Origin of the sequence: Flavobacterium lacisediminis, from assembly GCF_025909975.1 — a bacterium.
Lineage (GTDB): Bacteria > Bacteroidota > Bacteroidia > Flavobacteriales > Flavobacteriaceae > Flavobacterium > Flavobacterium lacisediminis.
This window is the reverse complement of the sequence record NZ_JAPCIO010000009.1, coordinates 43,584-59,498: the sequence shown is the minus strand read 5'-3', so window position 1 is coordinate 59,498 and position 15,915 is coordinate 43,584. Positions and strand designations below refer to the sequence as shown.

Sequence of the window (15,915 nt, the reverse complement as noted above, 5' to 3'; positions counted from 1 at the left end):
TATAAAATTAAGAACCCTTAAACGAAAATATTATGAAAACTAAATTGATACATCTGAGTTTATTGGCTACGTTGACAATAAGTTCAATTTTTGCACAAGAAAAAACTACTGTAACTGCAACAAATTCTGATATCAGCGATAACTTAGATTTAAGAGCTGTGGCAACTGTTTTTGGAGATGCTTCTAATTTAGAAGACTTTGAAAGACGTTTAAACGACCCAAAAACTCAAATTTCAAACTTAGATTTAAATAACGATAATTATGTAGATTATTTAAGAGTTATTGAATCGGTTGAAGGGAATGTCCATTTAGTCGTTGTTCAAGCTGTTTTAGAAAAAGATGTTTTTCAAGATGTTGCGACAATTGAAGTAGAACGTGATAGAAATAACCAAGTACAAATACAAGTTGTTGGTGATGTTTACATGTATGGAACCAATTATATTTACGAACCAATTTATGTTCACACTCCTATAATTTACAATACATTTTGGGTAGGAAATTATCGTCCATATTGCTCATCTTGGTATTGGGGTTATTACCCAAGTTATTACTATTATTGGAATCCATTCCCAATTTTTAGATATAGAAACCATATTCATGTACACATCAACTTTGGTCATTCATATCATTATGCAAGTTATAGAAGATGTGCAAACGTTTATAACAATTACTACGGAAGAAGAGGAAATGGGTATGAAAGAATGCATCCAAATCGTTCTTTTGCTCACAGAAATTCAGGTTACAGCAACCGTCAGGAGCTAGATAACAATAGAAACACTCGTACTCCAAGAAATAGAAATGAAATGACTCCTAATGAAACAAGAATTACAAATAACGGTACTAGAGGAAATCGTGAAACAAGAGAAAACTCAGTAAATACTCCTAGAACAAGAACTGAAACGAGTAATCCAAGAAATAATGGTACTAGAGGAACTTCCGACACAAGAGTTACCACTGAAACAAGAAACAGAAATCAAGGTACAAGATCAAGTAGTAATAGAGAATATTCAGAAAACAGAAGTAATTCTTCAAGAGAAAGAGGAACTGTAACTAGCAATGGAAACAGAGGAAATTCTGAAACAAGAGGTAGTTCATCAAAAGGAAATTCTCAATCTAGAAATAGCGCTCCTAGAGGCGATTCAAATTCTAGAAGTTCTGGATCCAGAGCTGGAGGAAGAGGATAAAATTAAAGCTGTCAAATTTGACAGCTTTTTTATTTTAATTCGTATCTTTGCAGGCTGATTTAAAATAAATAATGAGATTACACAGAAATTTAGTATTCACTACGATAGATTCGCTAATGGCGATTTTTAATGAAGGTGAATATGCCGATAAAGTCGTTGCTAGAGCTTTAAAAAAAGACAAGCGTTGGGGAAGTCATGATAGAAAATTCGTAGCCGAAACAATTTATGAAATTGTAAGATGGAAACGTTTATACACAGAAATTGCAGAGGTTAAAGAACCTTTTGATAGAGATAAAATTTGGAGAATATTTGCCGTTTGGGCAGTATTAAGAGGTTATACCCTACCCGATTGGAAATATTTTGAAGAAACACCTGTTAGAAGAATCAAAGGAAAATTTGACGAATTAACTAAAACCAGAAAATTCAGAGAGTCTATTCCAGATTGGATGGATGAATTGGGTGTTAAGGAATTAGGTGAAGAAATTTGGACGAAAGAATTAGCAGCTCAAAACGAACAAGCAAAAGTGATTTTAAGAGTTAATCGCTTAAAAACAACAAAAGAAAAATTAAGAGCAATCTTAATGGATTTGAATATCGAAACTGAGTTTCATAAAGATTATCCAGATGCTTTAATTTTAACTGAAAGAGCAAATGTGTTTTTAACTGATGCTTTTAAAGACGGATTATTTGAAGTGCAAGATGCTTCATCGCAATTAGTAGCTTATTTCTTGGATGTTCAGCCAGGAATGAGAGTTGTAGATACTTGTGCTGGTGCTGGTGGAAAAACCTTGCATTTGGCTTCTTTAATGGAAAATAAAGGACAATTAATTGCTATGGATTTATACGAAAGTAAATTAAAGCACTTAAAAATTAGAGCTAAACGTAATGGCGCTTTCAATATTGAACCTAGAGTAATTGAAAGTACAAAAACAATAAAAAAATTACACGAAAAGGCCGATAGAGTTTTAATTGATGCGCCTTGTAGTGGTTTAGGTGTTTTAAAAAGAAACCCTGATAGTAAATGGAAATTACAACCTGAATTTATCGACAATATTCGTAAAGTTCAAGCTGAAGTATTAGAAAATTATTCTAAAATTGTAAAACCTGGCGGGAAATTAGTATATGCTACATGTTCGGTTTTACCATCTGAAAATCAAGAACAAATTAAGCATTTCTTAAGCACAGAAATCGGAAAAGAGTTTAATTTTGTTAAAGACCAAAAAGTCTTAGCTAGCGAAAGTGGCTTCGATGGATTTTATATGGCATTATTAGAAAGAAAAAACAAATAGTATATGAAAAAAAACTTTACTTTATTAGCATTTTTATTGTGTTCAGTTATAGGATTGGCACAAATTCCTGCAGGATATTATAATACTGCAACCGGAACTGGTTACACCCTAAAGACACAATTAAAAAGAATAATTGATAATAACAATGATGGACTTCCATCAGAACGTATTTCAACTGATCCTGGATATGCAGGCTTATATGTTACTTACACTACATCCGACATTGATTTATATTATGAAAATAATGGAACGATGTTAGATATGTATACTGAAAATCCAACTGGTCCAGATAATTGTGAATTTACTTATGGAACTAATCAAGATGATGGCACATTAGGTACAGCAGAATGTCAAAGATACAATAGAGAACATATTATTCCGCAATCTGTATTTAGTTCGGCTACACCAATGTATTCTGATGCTCACTTTGTAGTACCATCGGATAAATATGTAAATGCACAAAGAGGAAATTTCCCTTTTGGAAGAGTTAATGTTGCTACCAATACCTATTCTAATGGTTCAAAAAAAGGAAACAATTTAAATTCAGGTTACTCAGCAGGTTATTCAACAACAGTTTTTGAACCTATCAATGAATTTAAAGGCGACATAGCTAGAATGTTTTTTTATTTTGCTACCCGCTATGAAGACCAAGTTGCTTCTTGGCCATATGATATGTTTAATGGAACATCTAATCAAGTTTTTGACAATACTTTTTTAAATATTTTAATTACATGGCATTTAAACGATCCTGTAAGTCAAAGAGAAATTGATAGAAATAATGCTATTTACGCAAGACAAAATAACAGAAATCCATTTATTGATAATTCAGGTTATGTTTGCCAAATATACCCAACACAATGCGCAACTTTGTCAACTAATAGTTTTGAATTTGAAAACACTATTTCAATTTATCCAAATCCAGCTGTTAATAACGAAGTTACAATTTCATCTGAAACAGAATTAAAATCAATTGTTTTATACAATATCAATGGTCAAATCATTCAGGAAATTAAAAACCCTACGAGAGTTGATAATTCTTACAAAGTAAATAATTTATCAAGTGGGTTTTATTTAGTTCAAATGGCTTCTGAAAATGCAATCGCAACTAAGAAACTTATTGTAAACTAAGATTCAAAATATATAATAAATAGAAAAGTCTCATCAGTTGATGGGACTTTTTTATACAATAAAAAGAGTGCTAAAGTACAAACCTTAACACTCTTTTCCCCTATTAACAAAAAATATTTAATGACAATTGGCTTCGGGCTGCACAAATAAACTCATATTACTTGGCGATAAATATGGGATATTTAACCCTAAACCTCTTATTATAAATAACATTCCAATAATAACTGCTACTAACGGAATTGCTTTTTGAATAGCTCCTCTAAATGAAAAAGATAACAATCCTGAAGCATAAACTACTGCTACCATCATAGGAATTGTCCCTAATCCGAAAAGTAACATATACCCTATTCCTAAAGTTACATTTTGCATAGCAATTGCACCAAACAGCGCTACATAGACCATTCCACAAGGTAAAAAACCATTTAATAATCCAATAGTAAACAACGATTTATAGCTTTTGTTTTTAAATTGTTGGCCTAAACTCGATTTTACTTTCGTTATCAATCTGTAAACTGGTTTTGAAAAATTATATTTAGCAAATACTTTTTCAGGAATTACGGCTACCATAATCATTAAAACCCCAACGATTATAGATAATTGCTGTTGCATTCCTGCTAAATAAAAGCTTCTTCCTAATAAACCAAACAATAATCCTAGAATTCCGTAAGTTGTTAATTTTCCAATATGATACGTAATAATTTGAGTGATTTTTTTGGCTTCATTTGTTCTATCAATGGGTAACATCATAGCAATTGGACCGCACATTCCAATGCAGTGAAAACTACTAATTAACCCAAATATGAAAGCCGAATAAAACATTACAATTTAAATGATTCTTTGTTTAAATATGCTACACCATCGTAATTCCATTCTATAGAAATGTCCCAAAGACCGTCAGCCAAATTACTTTTAGGTATGAGCAAATGTGGACTAGATAGTGAAATCGGAATTTCAAAATCTAATTTCTGACTTGACGGTCTATAAAAGGACACTTTTCCATTAATTTTTGAATAATCGAAATCTACCGGAAACTGAATTTTGACGCCTTCCGCAGTATTTTCAATAGTAACTTTATTTGTTAATGCATTCGCATTTTCTTGTTTTTCAATATCGCCTTGAACTAATGCTTCTTTTTTGTAATAATCTTCTACTACTAGTTCGTGATCATATTTATCATTGGATTGAACTTTGTACACATATGACAAAATAAATGTCATAAAAAGCGCAAAAGCAATAACGATACCTGTTCCCCAATTAAATTTCATAATATCTTTTTTTTAATTAAAGTTTCTTGGTCCTTGGAAATTTGTTGATGTTTCTTCAATCAACTTATCTCCATTATATAATTCTAATTTTAAGTGTACTTTTTCGTCTTTTAATAAATTCTCTGGAATATCTATATATAATGTTCCACTTACTAATCCTTGTTTTGGTACTTTAATAACTGGACTTCCAACTAATATTATTTCTCCTTTATAATTTACAATTTTAACAGTAACATTGTCAAATTCTTCTTCAGTTTTATTTACTACTTTATAAGTATAAAAATTTCTAATATTTTCTCCATTATGTTGGAATAATTGTCCAGACATAGGTAAGAAATTAGCTTCTACATCATTTCGTAAGAACAACATTCCAATTAAAACTCCAATTAACAAAGTTAAAACTCCAATATAACCTTTCATTCGAAGTGTTAACTTGAACTTTTCTTTATTGACAATTTCATCTTCACTGGCATAGCGGATTAATCCTTTTGGCAATCCTACTTTATCCATAATAATGTCGCATTCATCAATACAAGCGGTACAATTGATACACTCTAATTGCGTACCGTTACGAATATCAATTCCTGTTGGACAAACTACTACACATTGATTACAATCGATACAATCACCATAACCTGCTGCTGTTCTATCTTCACCGTTTCTCCATTTTTTTCTTCCGTTTGTACTTTCTCCTCTTACATGGTCGTAGGCAACATTTATGGATTTATTATCCAATAAAACACCTTGCATTCTTCCGTAAGGACAAGCGATAATACAAACTTGCTCTCTAAACCAAGCGAATACAAAATAGAAAACTTCTGTAAAAATTAATAAAGCAATAAGTGTACTTAAATTATTTGCTGGACCTTCAGTAACCATCTTGATTAACTCGTCGCTGCTAATTAAATACGCTAAGAAAACATTAGCAATGAAGAATGAAAAAATAAAAAAGATAATCCATTTAGTAACTCTTTTTCTTATTTTTTCAGCATCCCACTTTTGTTTTGCTAATCGCATTTGAGCTCCTCTGTCACCATCAATCCAATACTCGATACGTCTGAAAACCATTTCCATAAAAATAGTTTGCGGACAAAACCAACCACAAAAAATACGTCCGAAAGCCACGGTAAATAAGGTTAACCCTACTACTCCAACAATCATTGAAATTACAAACAAATGAAAGTCTTGAGGCCAAAATGCAAATCCGAAAATACTAAAACGTCTTTCTAACACATTGAACATCAAAAACTGATTTCCATGAATTTTAATGAAAGGTGAAGCAATTAAAAAAACCAAAAGAAAATAACTCAGTAACTTTCTCTTTTCATAAAAAGGGCCAGAAGGTTTTTTAGGATGGATAAAATTTCTCTTACCTTCCGCATTTATTGTGGCTATGGTATCTCTAAAACTATCGTCTGGTAAATTTGACATAATAAATCATTTGTTAGTTTAAAAAAGGTTTTGAGAATTTCCCAAAACCTTTTTATTTACTAGTTATTTTTTTGCTGGTATTTCTACTTTAGTTGAATCTACAACAGCTTCTGTTGCTGGTTTAGCTTCTGCAGTTTCTTTCCAAATTTCTCCTTCAGCTGCTTTTGCTCCAGCTGGATTAGAACCTTTTAATGTTAAAATATAACTTGCTATACTTTGAATATCTTTAGAAGATAAAGTTTTATTCCAAGCCACCATTGAAGGATTATTTTTACTACCCTCAGAAATTAATTTGAAAACATTTTTAATTCCTCCTCCATTAATCCAATGGTCATCAGTTAAATTTGGACCAACTAAACCTCCACCATCAGCTTTATGACAAGCAGCACAAGCATTTATAAAAATTTCTTTTCCTTTTGCTAAACTTGCTGCATCTGTAACTGCTACTACAGTTTCATAACTTACTTCATCAGCTGGATCTTTAGGTAATTTAGATTTTTCTAATTCTGCTAACTCCACTTCATTTTTAAATTCTTGCTCTTGATCATATTCATTAATTACATGGAAACGAACCATATAAACCAAGGCAAAAATAATTGTACCATAAAATAAATATACCCACCATGGTGGTAATACATTATCTAACTCTTTGATACCATCGTAGTCGTGATCTAACATGATATCCTCTTCTCTTTCAATTTCTTTAGAGCGAGTAAGTTTGCTAACAATATTTTGGTACCACTTACTTTCTGTAAAAGAAACTGACTGAGCGTCTGCTAATTGTTTCTTTTGATCGTCTGTTAATAAATGATAGGTAACTTTATCAACAGCGTCAATTACAATTTCGATTGCAATTAATAGGAATAAAAATACTCCTAAAAATAAAGCTACCATTGGAAACTTTATAAAAGCTGGCCTGTCTCCTGAATCGATAAAATATTCCATAGCTGCAAATACAAATGCGAATAGCAACGGAACTCTTACGTATGATGGAATTAATTTTTTCATTTGTTGAAAATTTTTGATGTTATGAGAACCTGTACAACCACGATACTACCCAAAAAATTACAATTATCTTGGTTGTATCAGTTTCTCTCTATTTATAATTATTCGTCGTTTAAAGGCATTTCGCTTATTTCTTTGATTTTTTCTTTACTGTAGGTAAACGCCCAAACCGTGAACAATACAAAAGCAGTGAAAAAAATTGTCAAAGAAATGATTGGATAAATTTCTACTCCCGTTATGGTTTCTAAATTATGTTTAATGAACTTTAGCATAACTTTTATTTTTTAACTTGAGTATCTGTTCCTAATCGTTGTAAGTAAGCAATAAGTGCTACAATTTCTCTATCTTTTAATGGAGACGCTGTTTCATTTCCGAATGATTTCTTAATTTCTGGATTAGCTAATAAATTAGTTTCAATCTTAGTAGCTTGTTCCTCCATATGTTTAAGAGCATTATTAATATCTGCATCAGAATAAGGTACACCTAACGTAACCATAGCCTTCATTTTATCTTGAGTAGAAGATTTATCTAACTCATTTTTAATTAACCATTGGTATCTTGGCATAATTGATTTCTCATTTAAACCTTGAGGATCGTACATGTGGTTAAAATGCCATACATCATCTCTACCTCCGTTGAATGGTTTTCCTTTAACACCTTCACGAGCTAAATCTGGACCAGTACGTTTAGAACCCCATAAGAATGGATGGTCGTAAACGAATTCTCCTGCTTTAGAATAATCTCCATAACGTTCCACTTCTGAACGGAACGGACGAACCATTTGAGAGTGACATCCCACACAACCTTCACGGATATATAAATCTCTACCTTCTAATTCAAGTGGTGTGTAAGGTTTAACTGCTGCTATTGTTGGAATATTTGATTTTACTAAAATCGTTGGTAAAATTTGGATTAAACCTCCAATTAAAATAGCAACTGTAGTCAATAACATGAATTGAACTGGTTTTCTTTCTAACCAAGAGTGTAATTTTTCACCTTTTAAACGGTTTGGAGAAATTACAGCTAAAGCTGGAGCTTCTACTAATTCGTTTTCTACTGGAGAACCTTGTCTAACTGTTCTAATAATGTTGTACACTAATACGATAACTCCTGTAAGATATAATGTTCCTCCAATAGCACGCATCCAATACATTGGCATTAATTCGGTAACTGTTTCAAGGAAGTTTCCGTATTGTAAAGCACCACCATCTGGTTTAAATTGTTTCCACATAGAAGCTTGTAAAAACCCAGCTACATACATTGGAAGCGAATATAAAATAATACCTAAAGTACCAATCCAGAAATGGAAATTAGCTAATTTTTCAGAGAATAATTTCGTTTTTGTCATTCTTGGGATTAACCAATAGATCATACCAAATGATAAGAAACCATTCCAAGCTAAAGCCCCAACGTGTACGTGAGCAATAATCCAGTCAGTAAAGTGTGCAATAGCATTAACGTTTTTTAATGATAACATTGGACCTTCAAAAGTTGCCATACCATAACCTGTAATAGCTACTACGAAGAATTTCAATACTGCATCTGTACGTACTTTATCCCAAACACCTCTTAATGTTAATAATCCATTAATCATACCTCCCCAAGATGGAGCTATCAACATTACAGAGAAAACAACTCCTAAGTTTTGAGCCCAATCTGGTAAAGCAGTGTATAATAAGTGGTGAGGTCCAGCCCAAATATAAATGAAGATTAACGACCAAAAGTGAATAATTGATAATCTATAAGAGTATACTGGACGATTTGCTACTTTAGGTACAAAGTAATACATCATACCTAAGAAAGGCGTAGTTAAGAAAAATGCTACCGCATTGTGACCATACCACCATTGTACTAAAGCATCTTGAACACCAGCATATACTGAATATGATTTCATTGCTGAAACTGGTAATTCTAAACTATTAAAAATATGTAGTACTGCAACCGTTACAAACGTTGCGATGTAAAACCAAATTGCTACATAAATATGACGTTCTCTTCTTTTAATAATGGTTCCAATCATGTTGATACCAAATACTACCCAAATAAGAGCAATTGCAATATCAATTGGCCATTCTAATTCGGCATACTCTTTTGATGTAGTGAAACCTAATGGTAATGAAATTGCTGCAGCAACAATAATTAACTGCCATCCCCAAAAGTGTATTTTACTTAAAAGGTCGCTAAACATTCTTGCCTTTAATAAACGCTGCATTGAGTAATAAACTCCTGCAAACATTGCGTTACCAACGAAGGCAAAAATGACCGCATTGGTGTGTAAAGGTCTTAAGCGTCCAAAACTTAAAAACGAAACGCCGCTCGTTAAGTTTGGAAACAAAAATAGGAAAGCCAAAATAAGCCCTACTAACATCCCCACTACTCCGAAAACGATACTAGCGTAGATGAAATTCCTTACAATTTTGTTGTCGTAATAAAATTGTTGCTTCTCCATAAATTAGATTGATTTTTGTTTTTCTGTTTGTATTAATTTGTTTGGATTTTCTTTTACAATTTCATCGTCAAATAACATTCTGACTGATGGTGTGTAGTCATCATCGTATTGGCCACTTTTAACTGCTTTAATAAAAGCAACTAAAAAAGCTATAGCAACTACTATACTGATCGTGATTAATAAATAAATGACACTCATACCTTAAATTGTGTTAACAAAGTTACTTGTACTCCTTTTTATAAAACATGACTTTTATCATGTATTAAAATTTTCTTAAATATTACTTCTTACTAGCGTACCAATTTGTCATGATAGTTACAAAACTTACAATAGTTATGGTGCTCAATGGCATAATGATAGCCGCTACAATTGGGTCTAATTTTCCTGTGATTGCATAACTCAATCCTACTACATTATATAATAAGGATAAGCCAAAACTCATATAAATGGTCTTCATAGCGTTTTTAGAATAGCGCATATAAAAAGCAATCTTATCAAATTGTGATGCGTCTAAAATTCCATCGCAAGCTGGCGAAAAAACATTTACGTTTTCTGAAATGGATAATCCTAAATTACTTTGAGCTAAAGCTCCAGCATCGTTTAAGCCATCGCCTACCATCATAACATTTTTACCTTCATTTTGTAATTGTTCGATGTATTGTAGTTTTTGCTCTGGTTTTTGATTAAAAACTAATGTTGTTTTAGCTGGCAACATTTTTTCTAATATGCTACGCTCACCATCATTATCACCAGATAAAACAACCAAATTGTAATGCTTCGCTAAATCATCAAACAATTGTTCTAATCCTTTTCTGTATTGGTTATTGAACACATAACTTCCTTTATAAACTCCATTGACTTCCACATGCACTTTGGTTTTCTTATGCGTGTTTTCGGTCATGGTTTTTAGGAATTGAGACGAACCAAGTTTTATTGTATTTCCATCGATTTCGGCGAAAATTCCTTTTCCGATGATTTCCTCGAAGCTTGAAGTTTCTAATTTTTCTTGATTCGGAATAAACTCGTACAATCTTCTGCTTAAAGGATGATTAGAACCTCGTAAAACGTTTTTTAATAATTTTAATTCGGAAGTATTTAATTCGGTTCCTTCGTAAGTAATGGCTGTTTTTTTATTGGTTGTAATCGTTCCTGTTTTATCGAAAACGATGGTATCTACTTTGGCTAATTGTTCTACCACCAAAGCATTTTTTAAGTATAATTTTCTATTACCTAAAATTCGCAACACATTTCCCAATGTAAACGGAGCCGTTAATGCTAATGCACACGGACAAGCCACAATCAAAATCGCAGTGAAAACATTAAAAGCGGTTTGAACATCTATAAAAACCCAATAAATAAAGGAAACGACCGACAAAGCCAGTAAAGCCGGCGTAAAATAGCGACTAATTCTATCCGTAATGTTTTTGTGTTGCTGTTCTACGCGTTTTTGGAAGACATCGTTGCTCCATAATTGAGTCAAGTAACTGTTTGAAACTGAAAACAAAACTTCCATTTCGATGACTTTCCCCATTTGTTTTCCACCAGCGAAGACTTTATCACCTGATTTTTTTTCAATTGGAACCGCTTCACCTGTAACGAAACTGTAATCTATTGAAGCTTTTTCGGAAATTAAAATTCCATCTACCGGAATTAACTCTTGATTACGAATTAAAAGCCTATCACCTTTTTCAATATCATAGACTTGAACCGATTCTTCTTCTCCATTTGGTAATATTTTCGTGATGGCAATTGGAAAATACGATTTATAATCGCGCTCGAAAGAAAGGAAATCGTATGTTTTCTTCTGGAATAACTTTCCTAATAACATGAAGAAAATCAATCCCGCCATACTATCAAAGAAACCTTGACCGTAATCGAAAATGATATCTACTGTACTTCTTACGAACATGACTACAATTCCTAGAGCAATTGGAATATCAATATTCAATAAACCCGATTTCATGCTTTTCCAAGCGGAAACATAATAACCAGAAGCCGAATAAATAAACGTAGGAAGCGATAATCCAAAAATCAACCAACGGAAAAATCCTCGATATTGATCAATCCAATATTCTTCTACTTCAAAGTATTCGGGAAACGAAAGCAGCATGATATTTCCAAAACAGAAAAAAGCTACTCCTATTTTATAGATTAAACTTCGGTCAATTTTTTTCTTTCCTTCATCAAAATTTTCTAAACTGATATACGGTTCGTAACCTATTGAACTCAATAAGTATACAATATCCTTTAAAGAAGTTTGTTCGGGATTGAACGTAACTCGGACTTTCTTTTCGCCAAAGTTAACTTGAGAAGCGTTTATTCCTGGTTGAAGTCTTTGTAGATTTTCCAGAATCCAAATACACGAACTACAGTGTATATGAGGAATGTAGAGTGAAACAATATGTGTTGTACGCTCTTGGAATTCCAATAGTTTTGAAACAATTTCTTCATTGTCTAAAAAGTCATATTTGCCCTGAATGTCTTGTGGAGTGGCGCCGGGTGCTGCCTGAAAATCGTAATAACACGTTAAATCGTTCTGACTAAAAATTTCGTACACGGTTTTACAACCATTGCAACAAAACTTCTTTTCATCAAATAGAATTTCGTCTTTTTTTATGATTTCATTACCACAATGGAAACAATTTTCTGTGTCCATATATTTGCTCATTTTACCTAAGCACAAATTTCTTACTTCGTGGCAAAACAAAATATGATAATTGTCATACTTTGTTTATATTTGTATCAAACTCTAAACATTTCTTAAAATGAGTAAATGCGAACAATGTATTGTGAGGCAATTTAGTTCATTAAAAGCCTTAAATAAAGAAGAATTGCTACGCATGGCCGAATGCAAAACATCTTATACCATAAAAAAAGGCGAACCTATTTTTGAAGAAGGTGAAGTAACCAATGGTATTTATTGTATAAAAGATGGAATTTGTAAATTATCTAAGTTAAGTGATAACGGAAAAGACCAAATTGTAAAACTAGTAAAACCAGGAGAATTGCTAGGACAACGTTCTATGATTAGCGACGAACCTGCAAATTTAAGTGCGGTGGCGCTTGAAGACATGGAAGTTTGTTTTATTCCAAGAAGCGAAGTCATGCAGTTTTTTAATCAAAATAATCAGTTTTCGATGAATGTGATGCGTACCATTTGCGACGATTTAAAAGGAGCCGATGATCACATGGTGAATATGGCACAAAAAACCGTTCGCCAACGTTTAGCCGAAACCTTAATGTATTTGGAAGAAACGTTTGGTAAAAACGAAGATGGCTCATTACACATTCAACTATCCAGAGAAGAATTAGCCGGAATGATTGGCACCGCAACCGAGAGTTGTATTCGATTGTTATCTGAGTTAAATAAATCAGGTTATATTGAATTAACAGGTAAGAAGATTACGCTGTTAGATAAAAATAAATTAAAACGATTAACATAAGAGAATCCGCTGAAGAGCGGATTTTTTGTTGGGTGAAATTGTAAGATTTTTTTAGTATTTTTGAAAAAGGTTACTTGTAGGGCATATACAACCAAAAATGGGTAGATTGGCGCTATTTTGTAGCGCATATATACAAGTTGTGTGTAATTATAAAAACCAAATAATTGAAAAACAAAATCATCTTTTTTATTTTAATTTTATCTTGCAACTTTCAATTGATTGCACAAACAAAAGTGCGTGAAATTGAATCTGAATTAATTAGTGGAGAAAATATAAAACCATTCATTGACAGCCTAAATCATAAAATCCTTAATGATACTGTAAAATTTGATCTAAAAGATTTAATACACTTAGATGGATATACAAAAAATCTAAAACCTTATTCAATGTTGATTATTGTTAATTCAAAACGTAGTTATAGCTATCGACTAGATATTATAGAAAGTAATTTAGTGAAAGAGTTCGCAGATGAAATATTAAATTATCAAAATATTGAATCAATTAGATATATAAAAAAAATAGATGCTCCGCTTTTATACGGACCAATGGCAAAAGAAGGTTGTATTTTTATAACTTTAAAACCGAAAGTAAAATTAAATTATAAAGTTGGAGGTTTAAAATATCGAAAAGGCAAAAAGAGAAAAGGTGGAGACAATTTTCTCCAACGAAAAGAAGGCGAAATAATGATCAGGACATAAAAATTAACTACACGCAACAGCGGTTTGCTTCAATGGCTACTTCCGGATTTTCCAGCGGAAAATCCGCTGCTGAATGGAATGTTTTGTTAAATTTGTAATGGTTTGGTGTTGGTTCAGCGCCACTGAAAGCAAGCCTCATAACGTTAACAACAAGTTTGATGAAATACATTATTTTATTTACAAGTCTTCTTCTTATTTCTTGCAATCAAAGTAAAAAAACAGAAAAGGATTTTCTAAAGTTTTCTGAATTAATAGTAACAAAACTAAAAAACAAAAAACTTGAAAATCTTGACAAGATGTTTTATGATATTGATGTAATTAAAACAATTAATAAGACGTCAGATTCATTAGGGTTTAAAAATGAAGTTGAAAGGAAAATTTTCCATTCGAGATATAATTACACTAGGCATGCTTCGGAATATCTTAAAAATATTTCAAGAAAGCTAACTGGTGAAATTAAGATTACGAATTATTATTTTGAAAATAATAATTTTCATGTAATTATCTGTTCTGAAATAAGTGATAAAATTGAAGGAACAGAACTAATCCTAACCGAAAAGAACAATAAAATAGTTATAGATAATTATTATTCGTTCACAACTGGTCTAAATATTAAAAAAAATTACATTGAAAACGCTATTTATGAATTAAACGACCGAAGTTTAATGGATTCAAATAAAATATTGAAACAGTCCTTAAATCTTCATAAAAGTGGATTAAATCATCAAGCATATGAATTGATTAAACAAATTCCTTCTGAACATTCATCTTTGCATAATTTTTTAGCAGCTAGATATAAAATAATGCGAAGTACAATAAAAGATTTAAACCCAGAAGAAGTTGATGAAATTTATCGTGAATTAATTTCAAACAATTTTGATAATAAAGGTTTTCGGTATAACTATACAATTGAATATTTAAAAGTGTTTAGACAAGACAGTATAGCAAACATATACAAAGACTCGCTTTTCGGAATAGTTAAAGACCAATACTTCATAAAAAAACTAAAATAAAAACCTGTTGTTAACAGCGGTTTGCTTCAATGGTTACTTCCGGATTTACCCGATAGCATTAATTACATTCAATACCCACAAAAAAAATCCGCTCTTCAGCGGATTTCTTTTTATTCTGTTGGTCCTTCCCAATTAGAAAAACCACCTACTAAATTAAAGGTATTTTCAAAACCTAATTGTTCCATGGCGTTACAAGCGTTGGCACTACGTACTCCAGCCGCACAATACACATAATAGTTTTTCGATTTGTCTAACTCCTCTACTCTATAAATAAAACCTTGTCCTTTATAAATGTCGATATTAATCGCGCCTGGAATATAACCATCGTTAAATTCATCTTCAGTACGAACATCTACTATTACACCGTTTGCATCTTGCAAAAACTGGCTCCACCACGTATTTTGATCTAAGTTTTTCATCTCTATTTTTTTTTCAAAAGTACTATCAAAAAATACAATTTTAAAACTTTAACAAAAATTTATTAAACATTTGTACATACAAATAAAATTATTACTACATTTGTACATACAAATTTTACAACATCAAATGAGAATAGAAGAAATCATAAAACCAAATACTCCAATGGCAATGGAGAAGAAAACATTACTTAACGTGATGTACACTCAAAATGTCATTTCGGAAAAGTTTAATGAGATATTAAAGCCATTTGACCTTTCCCCAGAACAATTTAATGTGTTACGCATTTTACGTGGTCAGAAAGGAAAGCCTGCTAATATGTGTATGATACAAGAACGCATGATTGCGAAAACCAGTAACACCACACGTTTAGTAGACAAATTGTTATTAAAAGAATTAGTGCTTAGAGAAATTTGCCCCATCAATCGCCGTAAAATGGAAATTACCATTACCGAGAAAGGGTTGCAACTTTTACTACAATTGGATCCATCAGTAGAAGCTCATGAGCGCTCTTTTTCTAAAAATTTGACGGTTGAAGAATTAGAATTGTTAAACGAATTGCTAGAAAAATTTAGAAATTAAAAACCCAACAT

The 15,915-nt window shown here is 31.9% G+C and carries 16 protein-coding genes; 7 read left to right on the top strand and 9 right to left on the bottom strand.

What is annotated here, in order from left to right; translation table 11 throughout:
• Positions 1-32: 32 nt before the first annotated feature.
• The 3 genes from OJ995_RS12220 (at position 33) to OJ995_RS12210 (ending at position 3,601) form a co-directional block, all read left to right on the top strand.
• The gene (locus OJ995_RS12220; RefSeq protein WP_264369683.1) at positions 33-1,184 is read left to right on the top strand and encodes a hypothetical protein; all 1,152 of its coding nucleotides are present in this window, start codon (positions 33-35) and stop codon (positions 1,182-1,184) included.
• A 71-nt stretch (positions 1,185-1,255) separates the two neighbouring features.
• The gene (locus OJ995_RS12215; RefSeq protein WP_264369682.1) at positions 1,256-2,473 is read left to right on the top strand and encodes an RsmB/NOP family class I SAM-dependent RNA methyltransferase; all 1,218 of its coding nucleotides are present in this window, start codon (positions 1,256-1,258) and stop codon (positions 2,471-2,473) included.
• A gap of 3 nt (positions 2,474-2,476) precedes the next feature.
• On the top strand, positions 2,477-3,601 hold the full coding sequence (locus tag OJ995_RS12210) for an endonuclease (RefSeq protein ID WP_264369681.1): 1,125 nt from the start codon (positions 2,477-2,479) through the stop codon (positions 3,599-3,601).
• Between the two features lie 117 nt (positions 3,602-3,718).
• On the opposite strand, the gene OJ995_RS12205 is transcribed toward OJ995_RS12210, so the two are convergent.
• From OJ995_RS12205 to OJ995_RS12170, 8 genes are all read right to left on the bottom strand, one after another.
• Positions 3,719-4,420: a sulfite exporter TauE/SafE family protein gene (locus tag OJ995_RS12205; RefSeq protein ID WP_264369680.1), complete on the bottom strand. Its 702-nt coding sequence runs from the start codon at positions 4,418-4,420 to the stop codon at positions 3,719-3,721.
• Positions 4,420-4,866: a FixH family protein gene (locus OJ995_RS12200; RefSeq protein ID WP_264369679.1), complete on the bottom strand. Its 447-nt coding sequence runs from the start codon at positions 4,864-4,866 to the stop codon at positions 4,420-4,422. Before OJ995_RS12200 ends, OJ995_RS12205 begins: the two co-directional genes overlap by 1 nt.
• Before the next feature lie 12 nt (positions 4,867-4,878).
• Positions 4,879-6,297 carry a cytochrome c oxidase accessory protein CcoG gene (gene ccoG, locus OJ995_RS12195; protein WP_264369678.1) on the bottom strand — a complete coding sequence of 473 codons (1,419 nt, stop codon included), beginning with the start codon at positions 6,295-6,297 and terminating at the stop codon, positions 4,879-4,881.
• A 63-nt stretch (positions 6,298-6,360) separates the two neighbouring features.
• Positions 6,361-7,305, bottom strand: a complete 945-nt coding sequence (locus OJ995_RS12190; protein ID WP_264369677.1) for a cbb3-type cytochrome c oxidase N-terminal domain-containing protein — start codon at positions 7,303-7,305, stop codon at positions 6,361-6,363.
• Between the two features lie 98 nt (positions 7,306-7,403).
• Entirely contained in the window at positions 7,404-7,574 is a 171-nt protein-coding gene (locus tag OJ995_RS12185; RefSeq protein WP_133607121.1) for a CcoQ/FixQ family Cbb3-type cytochrome c oxidase assembly chaperone, read from the bottom strand.
• Positions 7,575-7,579: 5 nt separating this feature from the next.
• Positions 7,580-9,751: a cytochrome-c oxidase, cbb3-type subunit I gene (gene ccoN, locus OJ995_RS12180; protein ID WP_264369676.1), complete on the bottom strand. Its 2,172-nt coding sequence runs from the start codon at positions 9,749-9,751 to the stop codon at positions 7,580-7,582.
• A gap of 3 nt (positions 9,752-9,754) precedes the next feature.
• Positions 9,755-9,949 carry a cbb3-type cytochrome oxidase assembly protein CcoS gene (ccoS, locus tag OJ995_RS12175; protein WP_264369675.1) on the bottom strand — a complete coding sequence of 65 codons (195 nt, stop codon included), beginning with the start codon at positions 9,947-9,949 and terminating at the stop codon, positions 9,755-9,757.
• 82 nt (positions 9,950-10,031) lie between these two features.
• Positions 10,032-12,407 (bottom strand): heavy metal translocating P-type ATPase, encoded by a 2,376-nt coding sequence (locus OJ995_RS12170; protein ID WP_264369674.1) that lies wholly within the window; start codon positions 12,405-12,407, stop codon positions 10,032-10,034.
• 109 nt (positions 12,408-12,516) lie between these two features.
• Here OJ995_RS12170 and OJ995_RS12165 point away from each other — a divergent pair, with 109 nt between their 5' ends.
• From OJ995_RS12165 to OJ995_RS12155, 3 genes are all read left to right on the top strand, one after another.
• Positions 12,517-13,194, top strand: a complete 678-nt coding sequence (locus OJ995_RS12165; protein WP_264369673.1) for a Crp/Fnr family transcriptional regulator — start codon at positions 12,517-12,519, stop codon at positions 13,192-13,194.
• Positions 13,195-13,358: 164 nt separating this feature from the next.
• Entirely contained in the window at positions 13,359-13,892 is a 534-nt protein-coding gene (locus tag OJ995_RS12160) for a hypothetical protein (RefSeq protein WP_264369672.1), read from the top strand.
• A gap of 158 nt (positions 13,893-14,050) precedes the next feature.
• Positions 14,051-14,905 (top strand): hypothetical protein, encoded by an 855-nt coding sequence (locus tag OJ995_RS12155; RefSeq protein ID WP_264369671.1) that lies wholly within the window; start codon positions 14,051-14,053, stop codon positions 14,903-14,905.
• 110 nt (positions 14,906-15,015) lie between these two features.
• Here OJ995_RS12155 and OJ995_RS12150 read toward each other — a convergent pair whose 3' ends face one another.
• Positions 15,016-15,324, bottom strand: a complete 309-nt coding sequence (locus tag OJ995_RS12150; RefSeq protein ID WP_264369670.1) for a rhodanese-like domain-containing protein — start codon at positions 15,322-15,324, stop codon at positions 15,016-15,018.
• Positions 15,325-15,451: 127 nt separating this feature from the next.
• Between OJ995_RS12150 and OJ995_RS12145 the strand changes: the two genes are divergently transcribed.
• A complete protein-coding gene (locus OJ995_RS12145) occupies positions 15,452-15,904 on the top strand; it encodes a MarR family winged helix-turn-helix transcriptional regulator (protein WP_133607139.1) in 453 nt (150 codons plus the stop codon).
• Positions 15,905-15,915: the final 11 nt, after the last annotated feature.

What these genes read in the sequence shown, in the direction of transcription:
- OJ995_RS12205 (WP_264369680.1), bottom strand. Translation starts at nt 4,420, where the DNA reads ATGTTTTATTCGGCTTTCATATTTGGGTTAATTAGTAGTTTTCACTGC.
- OJ995_RS12215 (WP_264369682.1), top strand. Translation starts at nt 1,256, where the DNA reads ATGAGATTACACAGAAATTTAGTATTCACTACGATAGATTCGCTAATG.
- OJ995_RS12150 (WP_264369670.1), bottom strand. Translation starts at nt 15,324, where the DNA reads ATGAAAAACTTAGATCAAAATACGTGGTGGAGCCAGTTTTTGCAAGAT.
- OJ995_RS12220 (WP_264369683.1), top strand. Translation starts at nt 33, where the DNA reads ATGAAAACTAAATTGATACATCTGAGTTTATTGGCTACGTTGACAATA.
- OJ995_RS12185 (WP_133607121.1), bottom strand. Translation starts at nt 7,574, where the DNA reads ATGCTAAAGTTCATTAAACATAATTTAGAAACCATAACGGGAGTAGAA.
- OJ995_RS12165 (WP_264369673.1), top strand. Translation starts at nt 12,517, where the DNA reads ATGAGTAAATGCGAACAATGTATTGTGAGGCAATTTAGTTCATTAAAA.
- ccoS (WP_264369675.1), bottom strand. Translation starts at nt 9,949, where the DNA reads ATGAGTGTCATTTATTTATTAATCACGATCAGTATAGTAGTTGCTATA.
- OJ995_RS12155 (WP_264369671.1), top strand. Translation starts at nt 14,051, where the DNA reads ATGAAATACATTATTTTATTTACAAGTCTTCTTCTTATTTCTTGCAAT.
- OJ995_RS12190 (WP_264369677.1), bottom strand. Translation starts at nt 7,305, where the DNA reads ATGAAAAAATTAATTCCATCATACGTAAGAGTTCCGTTGCTATTCGCA.
- OJ995_RS12145 (WP_133607139.1), top strand. Translation starts at nt 15,452, where the DNA reads ATGAGAATAGAAGAAATCATAAAACCAAATACTCCAATGGCAATGGAG.
- OJ995_RS12170 (WP_264369674.1), bottom strand. Translation starts at nt 12,407, where the DNA reads ATGGACACAGAAAATTGTTTCCATTGTGGTAATGAAATCATAAAAAAA.
- OJ995_RS12200 (WP_264369679.1), bottom strand. Translation starts at nt 4,866, where the DNA reads ATGAAATTTAATTGGGGAACAGGTATCGTTATTGCTTTTGCGCTTTTT.
- ccoG (WP_264369678.1), bottom strand. Translation starts at nt 6,297, where the DNA reads ATGTCAAATTTACCAGACGATAGTTTTAGAGATACCATAGCCACAATA.
- ccoN (WP_264369676.1), bottom strand. Translation starts at nt 9,751, where the DNA reads ATGGAGAAGCAACAATTTTATTACGACAACAAAATTGTAAGGAATTTC.
- OJ995_RS12210 (WP_264369681.1), top strand. Translation starts at nt 2,477, where the DNA reads ATGAAAAAAAACTTTACTTTATTAGCATTTTTATTGTGTTCAGTTATA.